Here is a 17,939-nt window from a genome sequence, read left to right as displayed (position 1 = left end):
ATGAACCTCGAGAAATTCACTGACCGCGCCAAGGGCTTCCTGCAAGCCGCGCAGACCGTTGCGATCCGCATGAACCACCAGCGGATCACGCCGGACCATATCCTGAAGGCCCTGCTTGAAGACAGCGAGGGCATGGCCAGCGGGATGATCCAGCGCGCGGGCGGAAATGCCGCACTTGCCCAGACCGAAGTCGACAAGGCGCTGGCCAAGATCGCCGCCGTCTCCGGCTCGGGCGCGCAACAGACGCCGGGGCTCGACAACGATGCCGTGCGCGTGCTCGATTCTGCCGAGCAGATTGCCGCCAAGTCCAACGACAGCTTCGTGACCGTCGAGCGCATGCTGGTCGCACTGACGCTCGCCAGCACGACCTCGGCGGGGCAGGCACTGAAGGCCGCCAACGTCACCGCGCAGGCGCTCGAGGCGGCGATCACGCAGTTGCGTGGCGGGCGCACGGCGGACAGCGCCAGCGCCGAAAACGCCTATGACGCAATGAAGAAGTATGCCCGCGACCTCACCGAGGCTGCGCGCGAGGGCAAGCTCGATCCGGTGATCGGCCGCGACGAGGAAATCCGCCGCACCGTGCAGATCCTCGCCCGCCGCACCAAGAACAACCCGGCGCTGATCGGCGAACCGGGCGTGGGCAAGACCGCGATTGCCGAAGGCCTCGCGCTGCGCATCGCCAATGGCGATGTGCCGGATTCGCTTCGCGACCGCACGCTGATGGCGCTCGACATGGGCAGCCTGATCGCGGGCGCGAAGTATCGCGGCGAATTCGAGGAGCGCCTCAAGGCCGTGCTTGACGAGGTCAAGGGCGCCGAAGGGCAGATCATCCTGTTCATCGACGAGATGCACACCCTGATCGGGGCGGGCAAATCCGAAGGCGCGATGGATGCCGGCAACCTCCTGAAGCCCGCGCTGGCCCGTGGCGAACTGCACTGCATCGGCGCGACCACGCTGGATGAATATCAGAAGTACGTCGAGAAGGACCCCGCGCTGCAGCGGCGGTTCCAGCCGGTGTTCGTGGGCGAACCCACGGTCGAGGACACGATCTCGATCCTGCGTGGCATCAAGGACAAGTACGAACTGCACCACGGCGTGCGCATTGCCGACAATGCGATCGTCGCGGCGGCGACCCTGTCAAACCGCTACATCTCCGACCGCTTCCTGCCCGACAAGGCCATCGACCTGATGGACGAGGCAGCGAGCCGCATCCGCATGGAAGTGGAAAGCAAGCCCGAGGAGATCGAGAAGCTCGACCGCCGCATCATCCAGATGAAGATCGAGGAGATGGCGCTCGCCAAGGAAACCGACACCGCGTCGAAGGACCGGCTGGCGACCTTGCGCGAGGAGCTGGCGAACCTCGAGCAGCAATCGGCCGAACTGACCACGCGCTGGCAGAACGAGCGCGACAAGATCGCCGCTGAGGGCAAGGTCAAGGAAGCATTGGACGCCGCGCGCAGCGAGCTGGATGTGGCCCAACGCAACGGCGACCTGGCGAAGGCCGGGGAGCTTGCCTATGGCCGCATCCCCGAGCTGGAGAAGCAACTGGCCGAGGCGCAGGGCGTTTCGCAGAACGCGATGCTGCGCGAGGAAGTGACCGCCGACGACATCGCGGCTGTTGTCAGCAAGTGGACCGGCGTGCCCGTTGACCGCATGATGGAAGGCGAGCGCGAGAAGCTGCTCAAGATGGAAGAGGTGCTGGGCAAGCGGGTGATCGGGCAGAAGGACGCGGTGCTCGCCGTGTCCAAGGCCGTCCGCCGCGCGCGGGCCGGCTTGCAGGATCCGAACCGTCCGCTGGGCAGCTTCCTGTTCCTTGGCCCCACGGGCGTGGGCAAGACCGAGCTGACCAAGGCACTGGCCGGCTTCCTGTTCGACGACGACAACGCGATGGTCCGCATCGACATGTCGGAGTTCATGGAGAAGCATTCGGTCAGCCGCCTGATCGGCGCGCCTCCGGGCTATGTCGGCTATGACGAGGGCGGCGTTCTGACCGAGGCGGTGCGGCGCAGGCCCTATCAGGTCGTGCTGTTCGACGAGGTCGAGAAGGCGCACTCGGACGTGTTCAACGTGCTGCTGCAGGTCCTCGACGATGGGCGCCTGACCGATGGTCAGGGCCGCGTGGTGGACTTCACCAACACGCTGATCATCCTGACCAGCAACCTGGGCAGCCAATACCTCGCCAATCTGGAAGAAGGGCAGGACGTTCAGACGGTCGAGCCGCAGGTCATGGACGTGGTGCGCGGGCACTTCCGACCCGAGTTCCTCAACCGTCTGGACGAGATCATCCTGTTCCACCGGCTGGGCCAAGAACACATGGCGCCGATCGTCGAGATCCAGGTGGCGCGGGTGGCCAGGCTGCTCAAGGATCGCAAGATCGTGCTCGACCTGACCGACGCCGCCAAGCGGTGGCTTGGACGGGTGGGTTACGACCCGGTCTATGGCGCGCGGCCATTGAAGCGGGCGGTGCAGAGGTATCTGCAGGACCCGCTGGCCGAGAAGCTCCTGGGCGGCGAGGTGCCGGACGGTTCGACCGTGCGGATCGACGAGGGCGACGGCGCCCTGACGTTCATCGTGGATTGAGGGAGAGGGGCTGCTTCGGCGGCCCTTTCTTTTCGGAGCGAACGGAGGTTCATCCGCTGGCGAATGCGGACGGTAACGCCGGGGGACAAGACAGATCGCGCGACCGGTGCGGGTGCCGTTTGGCACGCGGCGGGAAGGGCGCGGGACCGTTTGCGAGTGGCCGGGGGCGGTCTCGGACCCGGATCGGCTCAGCCTTGGGGGGAAGGGAGGACGGCGCGGGCGGCGGCTCGCTTGCCGCCCTTTGCCGTGGAAGCCGGCTGCGAAAAAGAACGCGTCGTTCGTGCTGACCTTGCATGCGTCGCTCGATCATGGCGGTTCCGCATCCGCAGCGTCGCTTAAGGGACTGATCCCTTGGGTGTCCTTCCTGTCCTTGGGGCACGGCAGTCTTGCCCGGCGGGTCATGGGCTTAACGCCCCTCGTTCAACCCGCCGCGTACCTGCCGCACCGATCGCGCCGAAGCCTTTCGCAATGCGTCGGGCTCCGAAGGGGAGGAGCGGGTTGGCCTATTGCCCTCTACTGACCTGCAATCGGCGCGAATAACCTATATGGTTATTTTTGTCAATAGGCTGATGCCTCGAGTGTCTCGTCGTCGAGGTTAAAAAATGGCCATTGATCCTTTTGAGATACTGCAACACCTTCACCGCACGATTTGGGGAGATCTGGATGCGCAGGTTCAGTGGGCTTCTTGTTGGTCTTGCGATGCTGGCCACAGCCGGGCCTGCCCGTGCAAAGGAGGAAACGGTGGAAGCGGTTGCGAAGGTCGAGGCTTCGGGCATCGTGTTCGACCGGGCGCTGAACGGCGCGAAAGCGGCTGCGGGAGGCAAGTCCGGCGGTCTGGTGATCGAAAGCGGTCCCAAGACCGACTTCTTCCGCGAAACCGATGGCAAGACGAGCTACGGCAACGCACCGGTCCTGCTTACCGCAATCGACAATTCACGTCCGTTCAGCTTTTCCGTGCGCGTGACCCCAAGCCTGATCGAGACCTACGATGCCGGCGCGCTGTATCTGTGGGTGGACGGAGAAAACTGGCTGAAGTTCGCCTTCGAGCGGGACGAAAACGGCCGCTCCCGCATCGTTACCGTGCGGACCCATGGGACATCGGACGACAACAACCACGATGCCGTGGCCAGCGAATCCGTCTTCCTCAAGGTATCGTCCGACACCACATCGCTAGCCTTCTACTATTCGGTCGACGGCCTTTCCTGGCAACTCGTCCGCGTGTTCCGCAACGATTATCCTGCACGTGTGTGGCTCGGCCTCAGTGCGCAATCGCCATTGGGAGCCGGCAATCGGGCCGAGTTTTCCTTGCTGCGGCTGACCGATGCGAGCGTGAAGGATTTCCGCAAGGGCGAATGATGGCGTGTGCGCTGGCGCAGGCGGGGGGCAATGTCACGGCGAGTGATTGCGCTGGCGGCCGGGAAGGGTAGTCTCCCGGCCATGCTGCGCCATATCCTGCCCCTGCTCGCCCTTGTTCCTGCCGCCGCCCATGCCGAGACGATTTACGTTCGCGCAGGGCGACTGGTCGATCCCGAGGCGGGCAGGGTGTTGACCGCCCAGGTTCTCAAGGTCGAGGATGGCCGGGTGGTTGCGGTGCAGGCCGAGGGGCCCTTGCCCGCTGGCGCAAAGGTGATGGACTGGTCCGGGTTCACGGTGCTTCCCGGCCTGATCGACTGTCATGTGCATCTTGCCGACGTCGAGCAATCGAACAACGTGGCCGAGCCGCTGCTGCATTCGGCTATGGAGATCGGCTTCATCGGTGCACGCAATGCCAGGAAGACGCTGCTGGCAGGGTTCACCTCGGTCCATGATGTCGGGAGCTTTCGCGCCTATGCCGACGTGGAACTGCGCAACGCCATCAACCGTGGCGATGTGCCGGGGCCGCGGATCAGTGCGGTGGGAGCCTATGTGACGATCCCCGGCGGCGGGGGCGAGGTGACCGGGTTCTCGCCCGATGTGACCGTGCCGGCGGACATGCGCGCGGGCGTGGTTGCCGATGCGGCGGACACCACGCGCAAGGTCAACGCATTGTTCCAGAACGGCGCGGATTCGATCAAGCTGATCGCGACCGGGGCGGTGCTGGCGCAAGGGACCGAGCCGGGGCAGATCGAGCTTTCGGGCGAAATGATGAAGGCGGCGGTAGATGTGGCCCGCCAGCGCGGATCGTGGGTGACCGCCCATGCGCACGGCGCGGCGGGCATCAGGCTGGCCATCCAGTCGGGCGTCAAGGCGATCGAGCATGCCAGCCTGATCGACGACGAGGGTATCGCCATGGCGAAGGCCAGAGGAGTCTGGCTCGACATGGATATCTATAACGGGGATTTCATCGCCGAAGTGGGCAAGCGCGACGGCTGGCCTGCCGAGATGCTGCGCAAGAACGACGAGACCACCGAGGCGCAGCGCGCCGGCTTTCGCAAGGCGGTGAAGGCGGGGGTCAAGCTGAGCTACGGGACCGATGCCGGGGTCTATCCGCACGGGCTGAACGCGCGGCAATTCCGCTACATGGTGCGCCATGGCATGACGCCGATGCAGGCGATCCAGTCGGCCACGACGGTGGCTGCGGACCTGCTGGGCTGGAGCAAGGACGTCGGCGCACTATCGCCGGGGCACTGGGCCGACATGATCGCGGTGGCAGGCGACCCTTTGGCCGATGTGAGCATTCTGGAGAACGTTGCGCACGTGATGAAGGGCGGCGAAGTGGTGAAATAGGCCGACCTGATCGCGACACGAAAAAGGGGGCGGCCTCGGGGTGAGGCCGCCCCATCGTGCGTCGGCAGGGAGATGGCCGACAGCGGGCCTGACGCGGCGAGGGGGTGGCGGCGTCAGGGATTGCCTTGAGGTTGGCTCAGAGCAGCTTCCAGGTTACCGGAACCACGATCGACGTGGCGCCGCCCGGCGGGGGCGGGACCGAACCGGCACGGGTGGGCATGGCCAGCGCTTCCTTGTCGAGCGTGGCCGAGCCCGACGGAGCGACGAGTTCGGTGCGTTCGATGTTTCCGCCGGCGCCAACATAGACCTTCACGCGCGCAGTGCCTTCCTCGCCCCGCATCTGGGCGGTGCGGGGGTAGGTCTGCTTCGAGGCGATGATGCGCGAGACCTGCTTCTGCCAGTCGGCCGACTGGGCGATTGCAGGAGCAACCGAGAGTGCCAGGGCGGCGAGGCCGAGGCCGATATTCGCAAAAAGTTTCATGAAGTTCATCCTTGCTGGGTTGATGAAGGGCTTGGCTTGGAGAGGGACTTGCTTGCGGCGAGGGATCAGAATTCGGACCAGTCATCCTCTGCCGGCTTGAGTGCGGTGTTGCCGACGATGGTCGCGGGGGTGCTCCTTGGCCCGGGACGGACTGCAGCGACCGGCGCAGGCTCGACATTCGCGCGGCGCACCGCGGCGGCAGCCGTGCCGCCGTGCTCGACGCCGGCCCGACCGGGGCTTGCCTGCCCGATCTGGAACCGGCCCAACTGGGTGACGAGCGAGACGGTTTCGGCGGCAAGATTGCGCGTTCCGGCCGAGCTCTCCTCGACCATCGCGGCGTTCTTCTGGGTGAAGCTGTCCATCGAGCCGACCATGCCCGAGATTTCGGCGATGCCGCCGGCCTGCTGGCTCGCCGCATCGGCAATGGCGTCGACCAGCTGCGAGACCGCGCTCACTTCGTTCACGATCTGGCGCAAGGCTTCGCCGCTGGATTCAACGAGGGCCACGCCGCCACTGACTTCCTCGGTGCTCTTGGAGATGAGATCGCGGATCGACTTGGCGGCCTCGGCCGAGCGTTGGGCGAGCGCACGGACCTCGGTTGCAACGACCGCGAAACCCTTGCCGGCATCCCCCGCGCGGGCGGCTTCCACCCCGGCGTTGAGTGCGAGAAGATTGGTCTGGAAGGCGATGCCATCGATCACGCCGACGATCTCGGCCATCTCGCGCGAGCTCGTCTCGATGCTGCGCATGGCGGCGATTGCGCGGTTGGCGGTATCGCCGACATTGTCCGCCGTGGTGCGCGCGACAGAGAGGCGGGCGCTTGTCTGGCGCACGTTTTCTGCGGTCGAGCGGACAGAGTTGCTGAATTCGCCCAGGGTGCGCGAGGTTTCCGCAAGCGAGGTTGCCTGCTGTTCGGTGCGCTTGGCCAGATCGTCCGAGGCGCTGGCGATCTCGTCAGTGCCAAGCCTGATGGTGTGGCAACCGTCGACGATCTTGGCGAGCACGCGCTCGAGCGAGGCGACGGCGGCATTGTAATCGCTGTGCAGCTTGGCCAGCGCGCCAGAGCCGTTTTCCGCGACACGGAAGGTAAGATTGCCTTCGGCGAGCGCGGTCAGGCCGTTGCCGATCGCATCAATGGTGACCTGCGTTTCGCGGGCCTGGGCATGTTCGGCCTCGGCGCGGGCCTGGTCGGAGGCGACGACATCGCGGAAGGTGTCGAGTGCGCGGGCGAGCGCCCCGATCTCGTCGGTGCGGGCAAGGCCGGGAACACGGATGGCGTGGTCGCCTTCGATCAGGCGGGTGACGGCCTCGGACATGCGCACCACCGGCTTGGCGATGCTCTGCATCAGCCAGGCAAGCAGCAGTATGGCTGCGAGGGCCGCAGCGCCCATGGCGGCATAAGTGAACTTCCGCGCCGCATTATAGATGGTTTCGGCATTGGCTGCGACGGCGGCGCTGGCCTTCTTGTTGGCATCGATGGCGGCAAGCACCGCATCTTCCAGCGCGTAGAAGGTGTCGAGGCCCTCGCTGTCGTGGATTGCCTGCGCGCCGGCGCCGTCGCCGGCGAGCGCGAGGCGTTGCATCGTCTCGTCCTGCTGCAGGAAGGTCGACCATGTCTCCTTGACCGTCGCGAGACTGGCCTTCTGCTCGGGCGTGATCGCGATCTTTTCGGCATCGGCCAGTTCGGCATCGATCGCGTTGCGGGCATTGCGCAGAAGCTTCTGCCCGCGTTCGCGCGCCGCGGGAGTAGCGGCGCTGAACATTTCATCCTGTTTCAGCCGGTATTGCGAGGTGAAGGCGTGAATATCGCCAAGCGTTTCTGCACCCGGCAGCCAGACATCGCGCTGTTCGGCGGTGATCGCGTTTACTTCGCCGATCTTGGCGCTGGCAAAAAGGCCCATTGCGGCCATCGCGGCAAGCAGCAGGGCGAAGGCGACGACAAATTTCGAAGTTATGTTGAATTTCAGCATCTCATATCCCGGGCGCCTAGCGACAGGCTCTCAGGGATAAGGGGGCGAAGGGGAACTTTCGGTAAGGGGCCACACGCGTAGTGCTGCGCAGACGCGCGGTAAGGGTTTGGTGCATGGACCTTTATGGACTTTGGCCTTCTCCCTCGCGCGCCAAGGCTCGGACGCGGGGGAGCATGGTTAATCTGTGCGGTGGCTCAATCGCCGATGAGGTGCAGGGCAAGGCGCCGGCGATGCGGCGCCCGGCGATGTTCGCAAAGATAGATGCCCTGCCAGGTGCCAAGGGCGAGGTGTCCGTCGATCAGCGGAATCGACAGCGATACGCCGGTCAGGATCGACTTGAGATGCGCCGGCATATCGTCGGGGCCTTCGTCGTCATGGGCATAGCTGGCATTTTCAGGGGCGATGCGGGCGAGCCAGCGGGTGATGTCGCCGCGGACCTCAGGGGCGGCATTCTCCTGAATGGTCAGCGAAGCCGAGGTGTGGCGGCAGAACACGGTAAGCAGGCCGGTGACCATGCCCTGCTCCGTCGCCCAGCGGCTGATGTCGCGGGTGATCTCCAGAAGGCCCTGACCCTGCGTAGCGATGACGAGTTCGGTGGCGGATTGGCGCATGATGCCCATATGGCAGGGATGACCCTGTTCGAGCCAGACCTGTTCGGCAATGTGCCGCAATTGCCAGAGGGACTGGCCGTGGCGCAAGGGATGGTTTCGGCCCAGGAAGAAGCCGCGCTGTGTAGCCATATCGACGCGGCGGGGCTGGAGCCGTTCAAGTTCCAGGGCTGGCTGGGCAAGCGCAGGACGGCATCGTTCGGCAGCGCCTATGACTACACCCGCGGCGCGGTCCTGCCTGCGCCACCGGTTCCGGAGTGGCTGCTGCCGCTGCGGGCAAGGATGGCGCAATGGGCGGGGCTGGCGCCCGAGGCCTTGGTACAGGCGCTGGTGATCCGCTACGACCCCGGTGCCGGGATCGGCTGGCACCGCGACCGGTCGCAATATGGCACGGTCCTGGGGCTGTCTCTCGGCGCTGCGGACACGATGCGATTGCGGCGGCGGCGCGGCGATGGCGGGTTCGAGCGTCTTTCCCTGCCGCTGTTGCCGCGTGAGGCCTATCGGCTTGACGGCCCGGCGCGATGGGAATGGGAGCATTCCATCGCGCCGGTCGAGAGCAAGCGCTGGTCGGTGACGTTCCGGACGCTGCGGCCCTAGTCTGCCCAGTAGAGCTTCATCGGGTTGTCGATCAGCATCTTGCGCTGCAACGCCTCGGTAGGCGCGATGCGCGGGATCATGTCGACGAGGTGACCGTCGTCGGGGATTTCGGTGTCCATGTTGGGGTGCGGCCAGTCGGTACCCCACAGGACGCGGTCCTGGTAATCGGCGACCAGCGGCGCGACGGCATCGGCAAAGGCGTTCCAGGGATCGCCCGCACCGCCTTCCTTGATCGCATCGAGCCGGTCGGGGCAGGTGGCCTTGAACCAAATGTCCTCGCGGCTGTTCAGGAAATTGCGGAAGGCCTTCAGGTCGGCACCGTCAGGTCCCTGGCGCACATCGGGACGGCCCATGTGGTCGATCACGAGGGGCACGGGAATCGCGTCCATGAACGGGCGCAGTTCCTCAAGGATGTCGGCCTCGAAATAGATCACCACGTGCCAGCCCTTGGGCAGGCGCTGGGCGACTTCGAGGAACTTGTCCTTGGGCGCATCGTCGACAAGGCGCTTGAGGAAATTGAAGCGGATGCCGCGAATGCCCCCTTCGTGCAGGGCGTTGAGATCGGCCTCGGAGATCGCCGGATCGACCACGGCGACGCCGCGCGACTTGCCATTGCTCTTGGCGATGGCATCGAGCGTTGCGGCGTTGTCGGTACCATGACAGCTGGCCTGAACGATGACGTTGCGTTCAAAGCCGAGGTGGTCGCGCAGGGCGAAAAGCATGTCCGGTCCGGCATCCTGCGGCAAGTACTTCGCCTTTGCCGAGAACGGGAACTGGGCCATCGGGCCGAAGACGTGGCAGTGCGCATCCACCGCGCCTGCTGGCGGGGTGTAGCGCGGCTTCGAGGGATTGGCGTGCCAGCTGACGATGCGGTTCTGGTCGGTCATGCGAATACTACTCCATCCATCAGCTTGCGCGCCGTGCGCAGCAGGGCGGCGGTGCGGACTTCGCCGCTATCGTCGACTTCCAGAACGCAGCTCATTTCGCCGGTGGGATGCTCGACCGAGAGCAGCTTGCGGCTCCCTTCGGGAATGTCTGCCACTTCGGCAGCGGGCGAGCCGGGAATGAGGCAGGCGGTGGCGACGCTGACCGCGCCGAGCACGCCGATGGTGGCGTGGGCGCGATGCGGAATGAAGCTGCGCACCGTCACCGCGCCGCCGTTCTTGGGCGGGGCAACGAGCATCATCTTCGGCACGGACTTTTCCTTGACGTCGCCCAGGTTCATGCGTTCGCCGACGGCAAGGCGGATGGCTTCGATCTTCGCCTTGAGATCGGTGGCGTTGTCCAGCCAGTCGCGGTCCTCGTAGCCGGTGATGCCGAGGTCTTCGGCCTTCATGACCACGCAGGGCATGCCGTTGTCGATCAGGGTGACGGCGACGCCGTTCACGACGTCGACCGCATTACCGGTGGGCAGGAGCGCGCCGCACGACGATCCGGCGGTATCGCGGAATTCGAGCGGAACCGGGGCGTGGCTGCCGGGGACGCCGTCGATCTTCGCGTCGCCCTTGTAGGTGACCTGACCGCTCGGGGTGCTGACCGTGGCGACGGCGACCTGGCCCGTATTCTCCATGAAGATGGCAACGCGGGTTTCATCACCGGTTGCGGCAACGAGGCCCCGCTCGATGGCGAAGGGGCCAACGCCGGCCAAGATGTTGCCGCAGTTCTGCGCATCGGTGACGATGGCCTGATCGACGAAGACCTGCAGGAACAGGTAATCGACGTCGATCCCTTCGCGGCTGGACTTCGAGACGACTGCGACCTTGCTGGTCAGGGGATCGGCGCCGCCCATGCCGTCGATCTGGACGGGATCGGGGCTGCCCATCATGGCCAGCAGGAAGGCATCGCGCTGCGCGGTATTGGCGGGCAGATCGTCCTTGAGGAAGTAGCCACCCTTGGACGTGCCGCCGCGCATCCACATGCAGCGAATGCCCTGGGGCATGCCCGCCTCAGACATACTTGAGGCCTTCCTTCTCGAGGCGTTCGCGCATCTTGTACATGTCGAGGCCGAGGACGCCGGCAGCGAGCTTCTCGCGCTTTTCGCCCTCGTTGGCTTCGCGGGCCTGCGCGGCCTTGAGGACCTCAGCGGCCTTTTCGCGCGGAACGACGCAGACACCATCATCGTCGGCCACGATCACGTCGCCCGGATTGACCAGCGCATTGGCGCAGACGACCGGCACGTTGACGCTGCCGAGCGTGTTCTTGACCGTGCCCTGCGCGTAGATCGCCTTGGACCAGACGGGGAAGTTCATTTCCGTCAGGTCACGCACATCGCGCACGCCGGCGTCGATCACGAGACCACGGCAGCCGCGCGCCTGCGCGCTGGTGGCGAGGAGATCGCCGAAGTAGCCGTCTTCGCATGGGGATGTGGGAGCGAGCAGGAGGATGTCTCCGGCCTGAAGCTGTTCGATGGCGACATGGACCATCCAGTTGTCGCCCGGAGGCGCGCTGATTGTCACGGCGCTGCCGGCGATGCGCGCGCCGCGATAGATCGGCCGCATGTAGGACGCGAGCAGGCCGGTGCGCCCCTGCGCTTCGTGGACGGTGGCGACGCCGCAGGCGGCAAGACCGTCGATCACGGCTGGATCGGCACGTTCGATGTTCTGGACGACGATGCCCGACATGTTGAGGCTCCCATGAAAACTATGCGCCGGTTCCATGCGACTGCGGGGCGCGGGCCACCAATGCAATGTTTGGCACTGCCTATAAGGAAATGCTAAGCGAAGCCCCATGCAACTCAATGCGATCAATGTCCGTCACATCGCGGCATTTGCTGCCACGGTGCGCCACGGCAGCGTGACGCGGGCGGCGCGGGCGGTGAATCTGACCCAGCCCGCGCTGACGCAGGCGATCGCGCGGCTGGAGGCGGACATCGGCTGCGCGCTGTTCGAGCGGGGGCCTGCGGGGATGACGCCGACGGAACCGGCGTTGCTGCTGGCGCCGCGCGCCGAGGCGGCGATTGCGCACGTCGGCTCCCCGCGCGTGACGGGTACGCAGTTGCGGGCGTTTCTGGCATTGGCGCGGGCCGGGTCCTATGCGGTGGCGGCGGAGGCGACGGGGCTTTCGTCTGCGTCGTTGCACCGGGCGGTGGCGGACCTTTCGGTGGCTTTGGGGCAGCGGCTGGTGGACCGGCGCGGGCGTTCGGTCATGCTCACGCCTGCCGGAGAGCGGCGCGCGCGCGGGTTTGGCCTCGCCATGGCGGAACTGCGATCTGGCCTTGCCGAGGTGGGGGCGTGGCAGGGCAAGGCGGCGGGGCGCGTGGTCGTCGGCGCGATGCCGCTGAGCCGGGCGCGCTGGTTGCCCGAGACGATTCTGCGCTTTGCCGGTGCGCATCCGGGGGTCGACGTCGCGGTGGTCGAAGGGAGCCATGCCGAGCTTTCCGGGCCGTTGCGCGATGGCGAAGTGGATTTCATGCTCGGTGCGCTGCGCGATGCGGCGTCATTGGACGATCTTTCGCAGGAGGCGGTGTTCGAGGATCGCCCCGCACTGGTCATGCGCAGCGGCCATCCCTTGCTGGCAGGCGCTGTCGACGGGGCGGCGTTGGCGGCTTTCCCGTGGATCCTGCCCGCCAGCGACACGCCCTTGCGCCATTACTGGGAGGGCATGATGCGCGCGGCCGGGGCCGAGCCGCCGCGCGTGGGGATCGAGTGCGGATCGGTGCTGACGGTGCGGCAATTGCTGCTGGGGTCTGACGCGCTGACACTGCTTTCCCCTGCGCAACTGGCTGTGGAACTCGACGCAGGCGTCCTGGCCACGCTGCCGCCGCCGGTGCCGGTGACGCGGACAATCGGCATCACCACGCGCGAGGGCTGGCGGCCGACCGCTCCGCAGGCCGCGTTCGTGGCACTGCTGCGCGCAGTTGCTGCTGAAGGCTTTGCATAAACTTATACCCGTGGCGATGTTTGCATTTGTTCCTTTGCGGAAGGCAACGCAGGACCGCTGCCCATGGAGAGCGTTATTGCCCTGATCGGCTTCGGTGAGGCCGGGTCCACTTTTGCCAAGGCGGCAGGCTGGGAGTCTGCGGCGCTGGCCTTCGACATCAACCCGGCGCGCCGGGCGGTGATGGAAGACGCGGGCGTGGTGATCTGCGGCACGGCCGAGGATGCGTTGGGCGATGCGGACCTCGTACTCTCGCTGGTGACGGCGGATTCGGCGCTGCCGGCGGCCGAGGACTATGCCGCTCTACTGAAGGCAGGCGCGATATGGTGCGACATGAATTCCGTCGCGCCTGACACCAAGCGGGCTGCGGCAAAGGCTGTCGAGGCTGCGGGCGGGCGCTATGTCGACGTGGCAGTGCTTGCGCCGGTCAACCCTGCACGGATGAATGTGCCGCTGCTGATCTCGGGCATCGATGCGGCCGAGGCCGAGGCGCGGCTGCGTGCTGCGGGTTTCGCCAGGACGCGCGTTGTCGGTGACGAGATCGGGCGGGCCAGCGCGATCAAGATGATCCGTTCGGTCATGGTCAAGGGCATCGAGGCCCTGACCGCCGAGATGATGCTCGCGGCAACGAAGGCCGGTGTCGTGGGGGAGGTGCTGTCCTCGCTGGACGCCAGCGAGAAGACGCAGAGCTGGTTCGAGCGCGCCGAATACAATGTCGAGCGCATGACGACCCACGGGGCTCGTCGTGCGGCGGAGATGGAAGAGAGTGCCAAGACGCTGGAATCGCTGGGCGTCGAACCGGTGATGACCAGCGGCACCGTGCGCCGCCAGCGCGAGCAGGCGGGCAAGACAATCGCATTCAACCCTGAGAGGACCGAAGTCGCATGACAATGATCATCGACTGCCACGGCCACTATACCGTGCTGCCAAAGGCGCACGACGAGTGGCGCGAGAAGCAGAAGGCCGCATTCAAGGCTGGCACCGAGTGCCCGCCCTACCCGGACATCTCGGACGACGAGATCCGCGAGACGATCGAGAGCAACCAGTTGCGCCTGCTCAAGGAGCGCGGCGCGGACATGACGATCTTCTCACCCCGCGCTTCGGCCATGGCGCCGCACGTGGGTGACCAGACGGTTGCAGTGAAGTGGGCGCAGGTGTGCAACGATCTGATCGCGCGCGTGGTCGGGCTATACCCCGAGACGTTTGCGGGCGTGTGCATGCTGCCGCAGTCTCCGGAAGCGGACATGTCGTCCTCGATCCGCGAGCTGGAGCGCTGCGTGAACGAGCTGGGCTTCATCGGCTGCAACCTCAATCCCGATCCCGGTGGCGGGCACTTCAAGCATCCGCCGCTGACGGATGAATACTGGTTCCCGTTCTACGAGAAGATGTGCGAGCTGGACGTTCCGGCAATGATCCACGTCTCGGGATCGTGCAACCCGGCGATGCATGCCACCGGCGGGTACTACATCGCGGCTGACACCATCGCCTTCATGCAGTTGCTGGAAGGCGACCTGTTCAGCCGTTTCCCGACCCTGCGCTTCATCATTCCGCATGGCGGCGGTGCGGTGCCCTATCACTGGGGACGCTATCGCGGCCTTGCCGACATGCTCAAGAAGCCGGGGCTCGACACGCACCTGATGAACAACGTGTTCTTCGACACCTGCGTCTATCACCAGCCGGGGATCGACCTTCTGGCCGACGTGATCGAGAACAAGAACATCCTGTTCGGCTCGGAAATGGTTGGCGCGGTGCGCGGCATCGATCCCACCACCGGCTTCTATTTCGACGACACCAAGCGCTATGTCGATGCGCTCGACATCAGCGATGCCGAACGCCACGCGATCTTCGAGGGCAACGCGCGCCGCGTCTTCCCGCGCCTCGACGCCAAGCTGAAGGAGAGGGGCCTGTGACAGATAGCAACGCGACCAAGCCGCAGCACCAGAACATCCACGAATACCTCGCCGAGTTCGAGGATATCCCAGGCACCCGGGTGTTCACGGCCAAGCGTGCCCGCATGGGCTACTGGATCAACCAGTTCGCGATGAGCCTGATGAAGCCGGACAACCGCGAGCGGTTCAAGGCCGACGAGCGCGCCTATCTCGACGAGTGGAAGATCAGCGAAGAGGCCAAGCAGGCCCTGCTCAAGCGCGATTACAACGCGCTGCTTGACCTTGGCGGCAACGTCTATTTCCTGTCGAAGCTCTTTTCATCGGACGGGCTGCCATTTGCCGAGGCGGTCAGCACGATGACCGACATGACCTGGCCGGAATACCGCCAGATGATGCTGGAAGGCGGCCGCAAGCCCGAAGGCAATCGCTCCATAAAGGGAGGCTACTGACATGGCCAAGATTACTGCTGGCGTCGGCTCCAGCCACGTTCCGCTGCTTGGCGTCGCTGTCGACCAGGGCAAGTGGCAGGACGACTATTTCGGCCCGATCTTCAAGGGTTACGAATGGACCCGCGAATGGGAGGCCCGCGAAAAGCCCGATGTGGTGATCCTGGTCTATAACGACCACGCATCGGCGTTCGATGCCAACATCATCCCGACCTTCGCGATCGGTTGCGGCGAGCACTACAAGTCGGCTGACGAAGGCTGGGGCCCACGCCCGGTGCCGGACGTCGAAGGCCATGCCGACCTTGCCTGGCACATCGCGCAGAGCCTGATCCTCGACGACTTCGACATGACCATCATCAACGAGATGGACGTCGACCACGGGTTGACCGTGCCGCTGTCGATGATGTTCGGCCAGCCGGAGAAGTGGCCGGTCAAGGTCGTGCCGCTGGCGGTGAACGTCGTCACCTACCCCGTCCCCTCGGGCAATCGTTGCTGGGCGCTGGGCGAGGCGATTGCCCGCGCGGTGGAAAGCTTCCCCGAAGACCTCAACGTGCAGATCTGGGGCACCGGCGGCATGAGCCACCAGCTTCAGGGCCCGCGCGCCGGCCTGCTGAACCGTGAGTGGGACAACAAGTTCCTCGACATGCTGGCATCGAACAATGACGATGTCCGCCACATCCCGCACATCGAATATCTGCGCGAGACCGGCTCGGAAGGGATCGAGATGGTCATGTGGCTGATCATGCGCGGGGCACTGGGCAAGAGCGTGAAGACGCTCAACCGCCACTATCACATTCCGTGCAGCAACACCGCGATCGGGCACATCGTGCTCGAACCGACGGACTGACGACACCCTATCCACCCTTGCCGGGCGGCCCTCACCGGGCTGCCCGGTCTTTTCTGACGAAAGGGACAAGACATGCGCATAGCCTTGGCAGGCGCCGGCGCGTTCGGCGAAAAGCACCTCGATGGCCTCAAGAACATCGATGGCGTGGAGATCACCTCGATCATCAGTCGCACCGGCGAACAGGCTGCCGCCGTTGCCGCCAAGTACGGTGCCAAGCACTCCTCGACCGAGCTTGAAGACGCGCTGGCCCGCGATGACGTGGACGCGGTGATCCTGTGCACGCCGACGCAGATGCACGCCTCGCAAGCCATCGCCTGCATGAAGGCGGGTAAGCACGTTCAGGTGGAAATCCCGCTGGCCGACAGCTGGGCCGATGCGCAGGAAGTGCTGCGCGTGCAGGAAGAGACGGGCAAGGTCTGCATGGTCGGCCACACCCGCCGCTTCAACCCAAGCCACCAGTTCGTGCACAACCGGATCAAGGCGGGCGAATTCAACGTCCAGCAGATGGATGTGCAGACCTACTTCTTCCGCCGCCGCAACATCAACGCCAAGGGCGAGCCGCGTTCCTGGACCGACCACCTGCTGTGGCACCACGCCGCGCACACGGTTGACCTGTTCGCCTATCAGGCTGGCAAGATCGTCAAGGCCAACGCCGTCAAAGGCCCGATCCATCCGGACCTGGGCATCGCCATGGACATGTCGATCCAGCTGAAGAGCGAGAGCGGCGCGATCTGCACCCTTTCGCTGTCGTTCAACAATGACGGTCCGCTGGGTACCTTCTTCCGCTACATCGGTGATACTGCGACCTACATCGCGCGCTACGACGATCTGGTGAACGGCAAGGAAGAGCCGATCGACGTATCCAAGGTCGATGTCAGCATGAACGGCATCGAATTGCAGGACCGCGAATTCATTGCCGCGATCCGCGAAGGGCGCGAGCCGAACAGCTCGGTGCAGAAGGTGTTCGACTGCTACCGCGTGCTGGGCGAGCTGGAACAGCAACTGGCCGCTGGCTGACTTAGGAAAGGCCCGCCCGAAACGGCGGGCCTTTTTCGTTCGGGCAGACGGGCGATTGAAGTCGGACCCGCGCCACAAGCGGGCCGGTGAGGAGACGAGGATGGATGCGCTGATCGCCTATTCGGGACGCAAGTTCGCACGGCCGCGCTACTATGCCAACGCGCATGAGCGCGACGAGGTGGAAATTGCGCTTGTGCCGATGGCGATGACCGATGCGCGCGGGTTAAGCACTTCCATCGACCGTGAGGGTTTCGAGATCGTTCCTCACAAGAGCGCCGTCAGCGACTTTGCCGATCGGGAACAGGTGGCGCGGGTGCATATGCGCGAGATCGAGGAATTGGTGCAGGCGCGGACCGGGGCGGACTTCGTACACGTCGGCGCGCCGGGGCTGCTGCGCTTTTCCGAGAAGAGCGGCAAGGCCGGCAGCCTCAACAATTCGATGCCGGCGCGCTTTGCCCATATCGACATTTCCGACCGCACCGCGCAGGCCTTCGGCGAGCGCGGGGCGAACGGACGGGCGTTCGTGCGCTGCGCGCATTACAACGTATGGCGGGCAATCTCGCCGCCACCGCAGGATGTGCCGCTGGCGTTCTGCGATGCACGCAGCCCGGCACCGCAAGATCTGATCGCTGCCGATGCCGTGTTCGATGCACCTGGCGAGCCGGAGTGGTCGTTCGAAGGGCTGGTGGTTGCGCACAACCCGGCCCATCGCTGGCACTGGTTCTCGCAGATGCGCATCGACGAGGCCGTGCTGTTCAAGACCAACGACAGCGATCCCGCCCGCGCGCACCACGTGCCGCACGTTGCCTTCGACCTGCCTGGCTGCCCGGCCGACGCGCCCGCGCGCGTCAGCATCGAAATGCGCGCGACGGCCTATTGGTGGGCTTGAACCCGGCGCGCATTGCGCTAAACATACCGTAAC

17 protein-coding genes are annotated in these 17,939 nt (G+C 65.3%); 11 read left to right on the top strand and 6 right to left on the bottom strand.

From position 1 onward, the window contains the following. The 3 genes from clpB (at position 1) to B9A23_RS08495 (ending at position 5,286) form a co-directional block, all read left to right on the top strand. A complete protein-coding gene (gene clpB, locus B9A23_RS08505; RefSeq protein WP_084278446.1) occupies positions 1 to 2,580 on the top strand; it encodes an ATP-dependent chaperone ClpB in 2,580 nt (859 codons plus the stop codon). 663 nt (positions 2,581 to 3,243) lie between these two features. Further along, complete coding sequence (locus B9A23_RS08500) at positions 3,244 to 3,936, top strand: DUF1349 domain-containing protein (RefSeq protein WP_084278445.1); 693 nt, start codon at positions 3,244 to 3,246, stop codon at positions 3,934 to 3,936. An 81-nt stretch (positions 3,937 to 4,017) separates the two neighbouring features. Then, positions 4,018 to 5,286: a Xaa-Pro dipeptidase gene (locus B9A23_RS08495; RefSeq protein ID WP_084278444.1), complete on the top strand. Its 1,269-nt coding sequence runs from the start codon at positions 4,018 to 4,020 to the stop codon at positions 5,284 to 5,286. Between the two features lie 136 nt (positions 5,287 to 5,422). Here B9A23_RS08495 and B9A23_RS08490 read toward each other — a convergent pair whose 3' ends face one another. The 3 genes from B9A23_RS08490 to B9A23_RS08480 form a co-directional block, all read right to left on the bottom strand. Then, a complete protein-coding gene (locus B9A23_RS08490; RefSeq protein WP_084278703.1) occupies positions 5,423 to 5,767 on the bottom strand; it encodes an energy transducer TonB in 345 nt (114 codons plus the stop codon). Positions 5,768 to 5,832: 65 nt separating this feature from the next. After that, a complete protein-coding gene (locus tag B9A23_RS08485) occupies positions 5,833 to 7,737 on the bottom strand; it encodes a methyl-accepting chemotaxis protein (RefSeq protein ID WP_084278443.1) in 1,905 nt (634 codons plus the stop codon). A 194-nt stretch (positions 7,738 to 7,931) separates the two neighbouring features. Beyond that, the gene (locus B9A23_RS08480; RefSeq protein WP_084278701.1) at positions 7,932 to 8,348 is read right to left on the bottom strand and encodes a secondary thiamine-phosphate synthase enzyme YjbQ; all 417 of its coding nucleotides are present in this window, start codon (positions 8,346 to 8,348) and stop codon (positions 7,932 to 7,934) included. 9 nt (positions 8,349 to 8,357) lie between these two features. On the opposite strand from B9A23_RS08480, the gene B9A23_RS08475 reads away from it, so the two are divergent. Further along, entirely contained in the window at positions 8,358 to 8,942 is a 585-nt protein-coding gene (locus B9A23_RS08475) for an alpha-ketoglutarate-dependent dioxygenase AlkB (RefSeq protein ID WP_254895051.1), read from the top strand. Here the strand turns inward: B9A23_RS08475 and B9A23_RS08470 are convergent. From B9A23_RS08470 to ligK, 3 genes are read right to left on the bottom strand one after another with little or no spacing between them, the layout of a single operon-like run. Further along, complete coding sequence (locus B9A23_RS08470; protein ID WP_084278442.1) at positions 8,939 to 9,829, bottom strand: amidohydrolase family protein; 891 nt, start codon at positions 9,827 to 9,829, stop codon at positions 8,939 to 8,941. The two genes, B9A23_RS08475 and B9A23_RS08470, sit on opposite strands and share 4 nt — an antisense overlap. After that, positions 9,826 to 10,896: a 4-oxalomesaconate tautomerase gene (locus B9A23_RS08465; RefSeq protein WP_084278441.1), complete on the bottom strand. Its 1,071-nt coding sequence runs from the start codon at positions 10,894 to 10,896 to the stop codon at positions 9,826 to 9,828. The genes B9A23_RS08470 and B9A23_RS08465 overlap by 4 nt, the downstream gene beginning before the upstream one ends. Then, positions 10,889 to 11,563 (bottom strand): 4-carboxy-4-hydroxy-2-oxoadipate aldolase/oxaloacetate decarboxylase, encoded by a 675-nt coding sequence (gene ligK, locus B9A23_RS08460; RefSeq protein ID WP_039336089.1) that lies wholly within the window; start codon positions 11,561 to 11,563, stop codon positions 10,889 to 10,891. The genes B9A23_RS08465 and ligK overlap by 8 nt, the downstream gene beginning before the upstream one ends. 106 nt (positions 11,564 to 11,669) lie before the next feature. On the opposite strand from ligK, the gene B9A23_RS08455 reads away from it, so the two are divergent. From B9A23_RS08455 to B9A23_RS08425, 7 genes are all read left to right on the top strand, one after another. Further along, the gene (locus B9A23_RS08455) at positions 11,670 to 12,821 is read left to right on the top strand and encodes an aromatic metabolism transcription factor LigR (protein WP_084278440.1); all 1,152 of its coding nucleotides are present in this window, start codon (positions 11,670 to 11,672) and stop codon (positions 12,819 to 12,821) included. 63 nt (positions 12,822 to 12,884) lie between these two features. Continuing rightward, entirely contained in the window at positions 12,885 to 13,706 is an 822-nt protein-coding gene (locus B9A23_RS08450) for an NAD(P)-dependent oxidoreductase (RefSeq protein ID WP_084278439.1), read from the top strand. Then, positions 13,703 to 14,728, top strand: coding sequence for an amidohydrolase family protein (locus B9A23_RS08445; protein ID WP_084278438.1), 1,026 nt, complete (start codon positions 13,703 to 13,705; stop codon positions 14,726 to 14,728). The genes B9A23_RS08450 and B9A23_RS08445 overlap by 4 nt, the downstream gene beginning before the upstream one ends. After that, positions 14,725 to 15,156: a protocatechuate 4,5-dioxygenase subunit alpha gene (ligA, locus tag B9A23_RS08440; protein ID WP_084278437.1), complete on the top strand. Its 432-nt coding sequence runs from the start codon at positions 14,725 to 14,727 to the stop codon at positions 15,154 to 15,156. Before B9A23_RS08445 ends, ligA begins: the two co-directional genes overlap by 4 nt. Position 15,157: 1 nt before the next feature. Continuing rightward, entirely contained in the window at positions 15,158 to 16,000 is an 843-nt protein-coding gene (locus tag B9A23_RS08435) for a class III extradiol dioxygenase subunit beta (RefSeq protein ID WP_084278436.1), read from the top strand. 72 nt (positions 16,001 to 16,072) lie between these two features. Further along, positions 16,073 to 17,017: a Gfo/Idh/MocA family oxidoreductase gene (locus tag B9A23_RS08430; protein WP_084278435.1), complete on the top strand. Its 945-nt coding sequence runs from the start codon at positions 16,073 to 16,075 to the stop codon at positions 17,015 to 17,017. Between the two features lie 100 nt (positions 17,018 to 17,117). Then, entirely contained in the window at positions 17,118 to 17,906 is a 789-nt protein-coding gene (locus B9A23_RS08425; protein ID WP_084278700.1) for a CmcJ/NvfI family oxidoreductase, read from the top strand. Positions 17,907 to 17,939: the final 33 nt, after the last annotated feature.

Origin of the sequence: Novosphingobium sp. B1 (assembly GCF_900176395.1) — a bacterium.
GTDB lineage: Bacteria > Pseudomonadota > Alphaproteobacteria > Sphingomonadales > Sphingomonadaceae > Novosphingobium.
This window is presented reverse-complemented; position numbering and strand designations above follow the sequence as displayed.

Bases quoted from the DNA above. Each gene is read 5' to 3' on its own strand.
- B9A23_RS08475 (WP_254895051.1), top strand. From the start codon at position 8,358: ATGGCAGGGATGACCCTGTTCGAGCCAGACCTGTTCGGCAATGTGCCG.
- B9A23_RS08480 (WP_084278701.1), bottom strand. From the start codon at position 8,348: ATGCGCCAATCCGCCACCGAACTCGTCATCGCTACGCAGGGTCAGGGC.
- clpB (WP_084278446.1), top strand. From the start codon at position 1: ATGAACCTCGAGAAATTCACTGACCGCGCCAAGGGCTTCCTGCAAGCC.
- B9A23_RS08470 (WP_084278442.1), bottom strand. From the start codon at position 9,829: ATGACCGACCAGAACCGCATCGTCAGCTGGCACGCCAATCCCTCGAAG.
- B9A23_RS08490 (WP_084278703.1), bottom strand. From the start codon at position 5,767: ATGAAACTTTTTGCGAATATCGGCCTCGGCCTCGCCGCCCTGGCACTC.
- B9A23_RS08500 (WP_084278445.1), top strand. From the start codon at position 3,244: ATGCGCAGGTTCAGTGGGCTTCTTGTTGGTCTTGCGATGCTGGCCACA.
- B9A23_RS08465 (WP_084278441.1), bottom strand. From the start codon at position 10,896: ATGTCTGAGGCGGGCATGCCCCAGGGCATTCGCTGCATGTGGATGCGC.
- B9A23_RS08495 (WP_084278444.1), top strand. From the start codon at position 4,018: ATGCTGCGCCATATCCTGCCCCTGCTCGCCCTTGTTCCTGCCGCCGCC.
- B9A23_RS08450 (WP_084278439.1), top strand. From the start codon at position 12,885: ATGGAGAGCGTTATTGCCCTGATCGGCTTCGGTGAGGCCGGGTCCACT.
- B9A23_RS08425 (WP_084278700.1), top strand. From the start codon at position 17,118: ATGGATGCGCTGATCGCCTATTCGGGACGCAAGTTCGCACGGCCGCGC.
- ligK (WP_039336089.1), bottom strand. From the start codon at position 11,563: ATGTCGGGCATCGTCGTCCAGAACATCGAACGTGCCGATCCAGCCGTG.
- B9A23_RS08455 (WP_084278440.1), top strand. From the start codon at position 11,670: ATGCAACTCAATGCGATCAATGTCCGTCACATCGCGGCATTTGCTGCC.
- B9A23_RS08445 (WP_084278438.1), top strand. From the start codon at position 13,703: ATGACAATGATCATCGACTGCCACGGCCACTATACCGTGCTGCCAAAG.
- B9A23_RS08435 (WP_084278436.1), top strand. From the start codon at position 15,158: ATGGCCAAGATTACTGCTGGCGTCGGCTCCAGCCACGTTCCGCTGCTT.
- B9A23_RS08485 (WP_084278443.1), bottom strand. From the start codon at position 7,737: ATGCTGAAATTCAACATAACTTCGAAATTTGTCGTCGCCTTCGCCCTG.
- B9A23_RS08430 (WP_084278435.1), top strand. From the start codon at position 16,073: ATGCGCATAGCCTTGGCAGGCGCCGGCGCGTTCGGCGAAAAGCACCTC.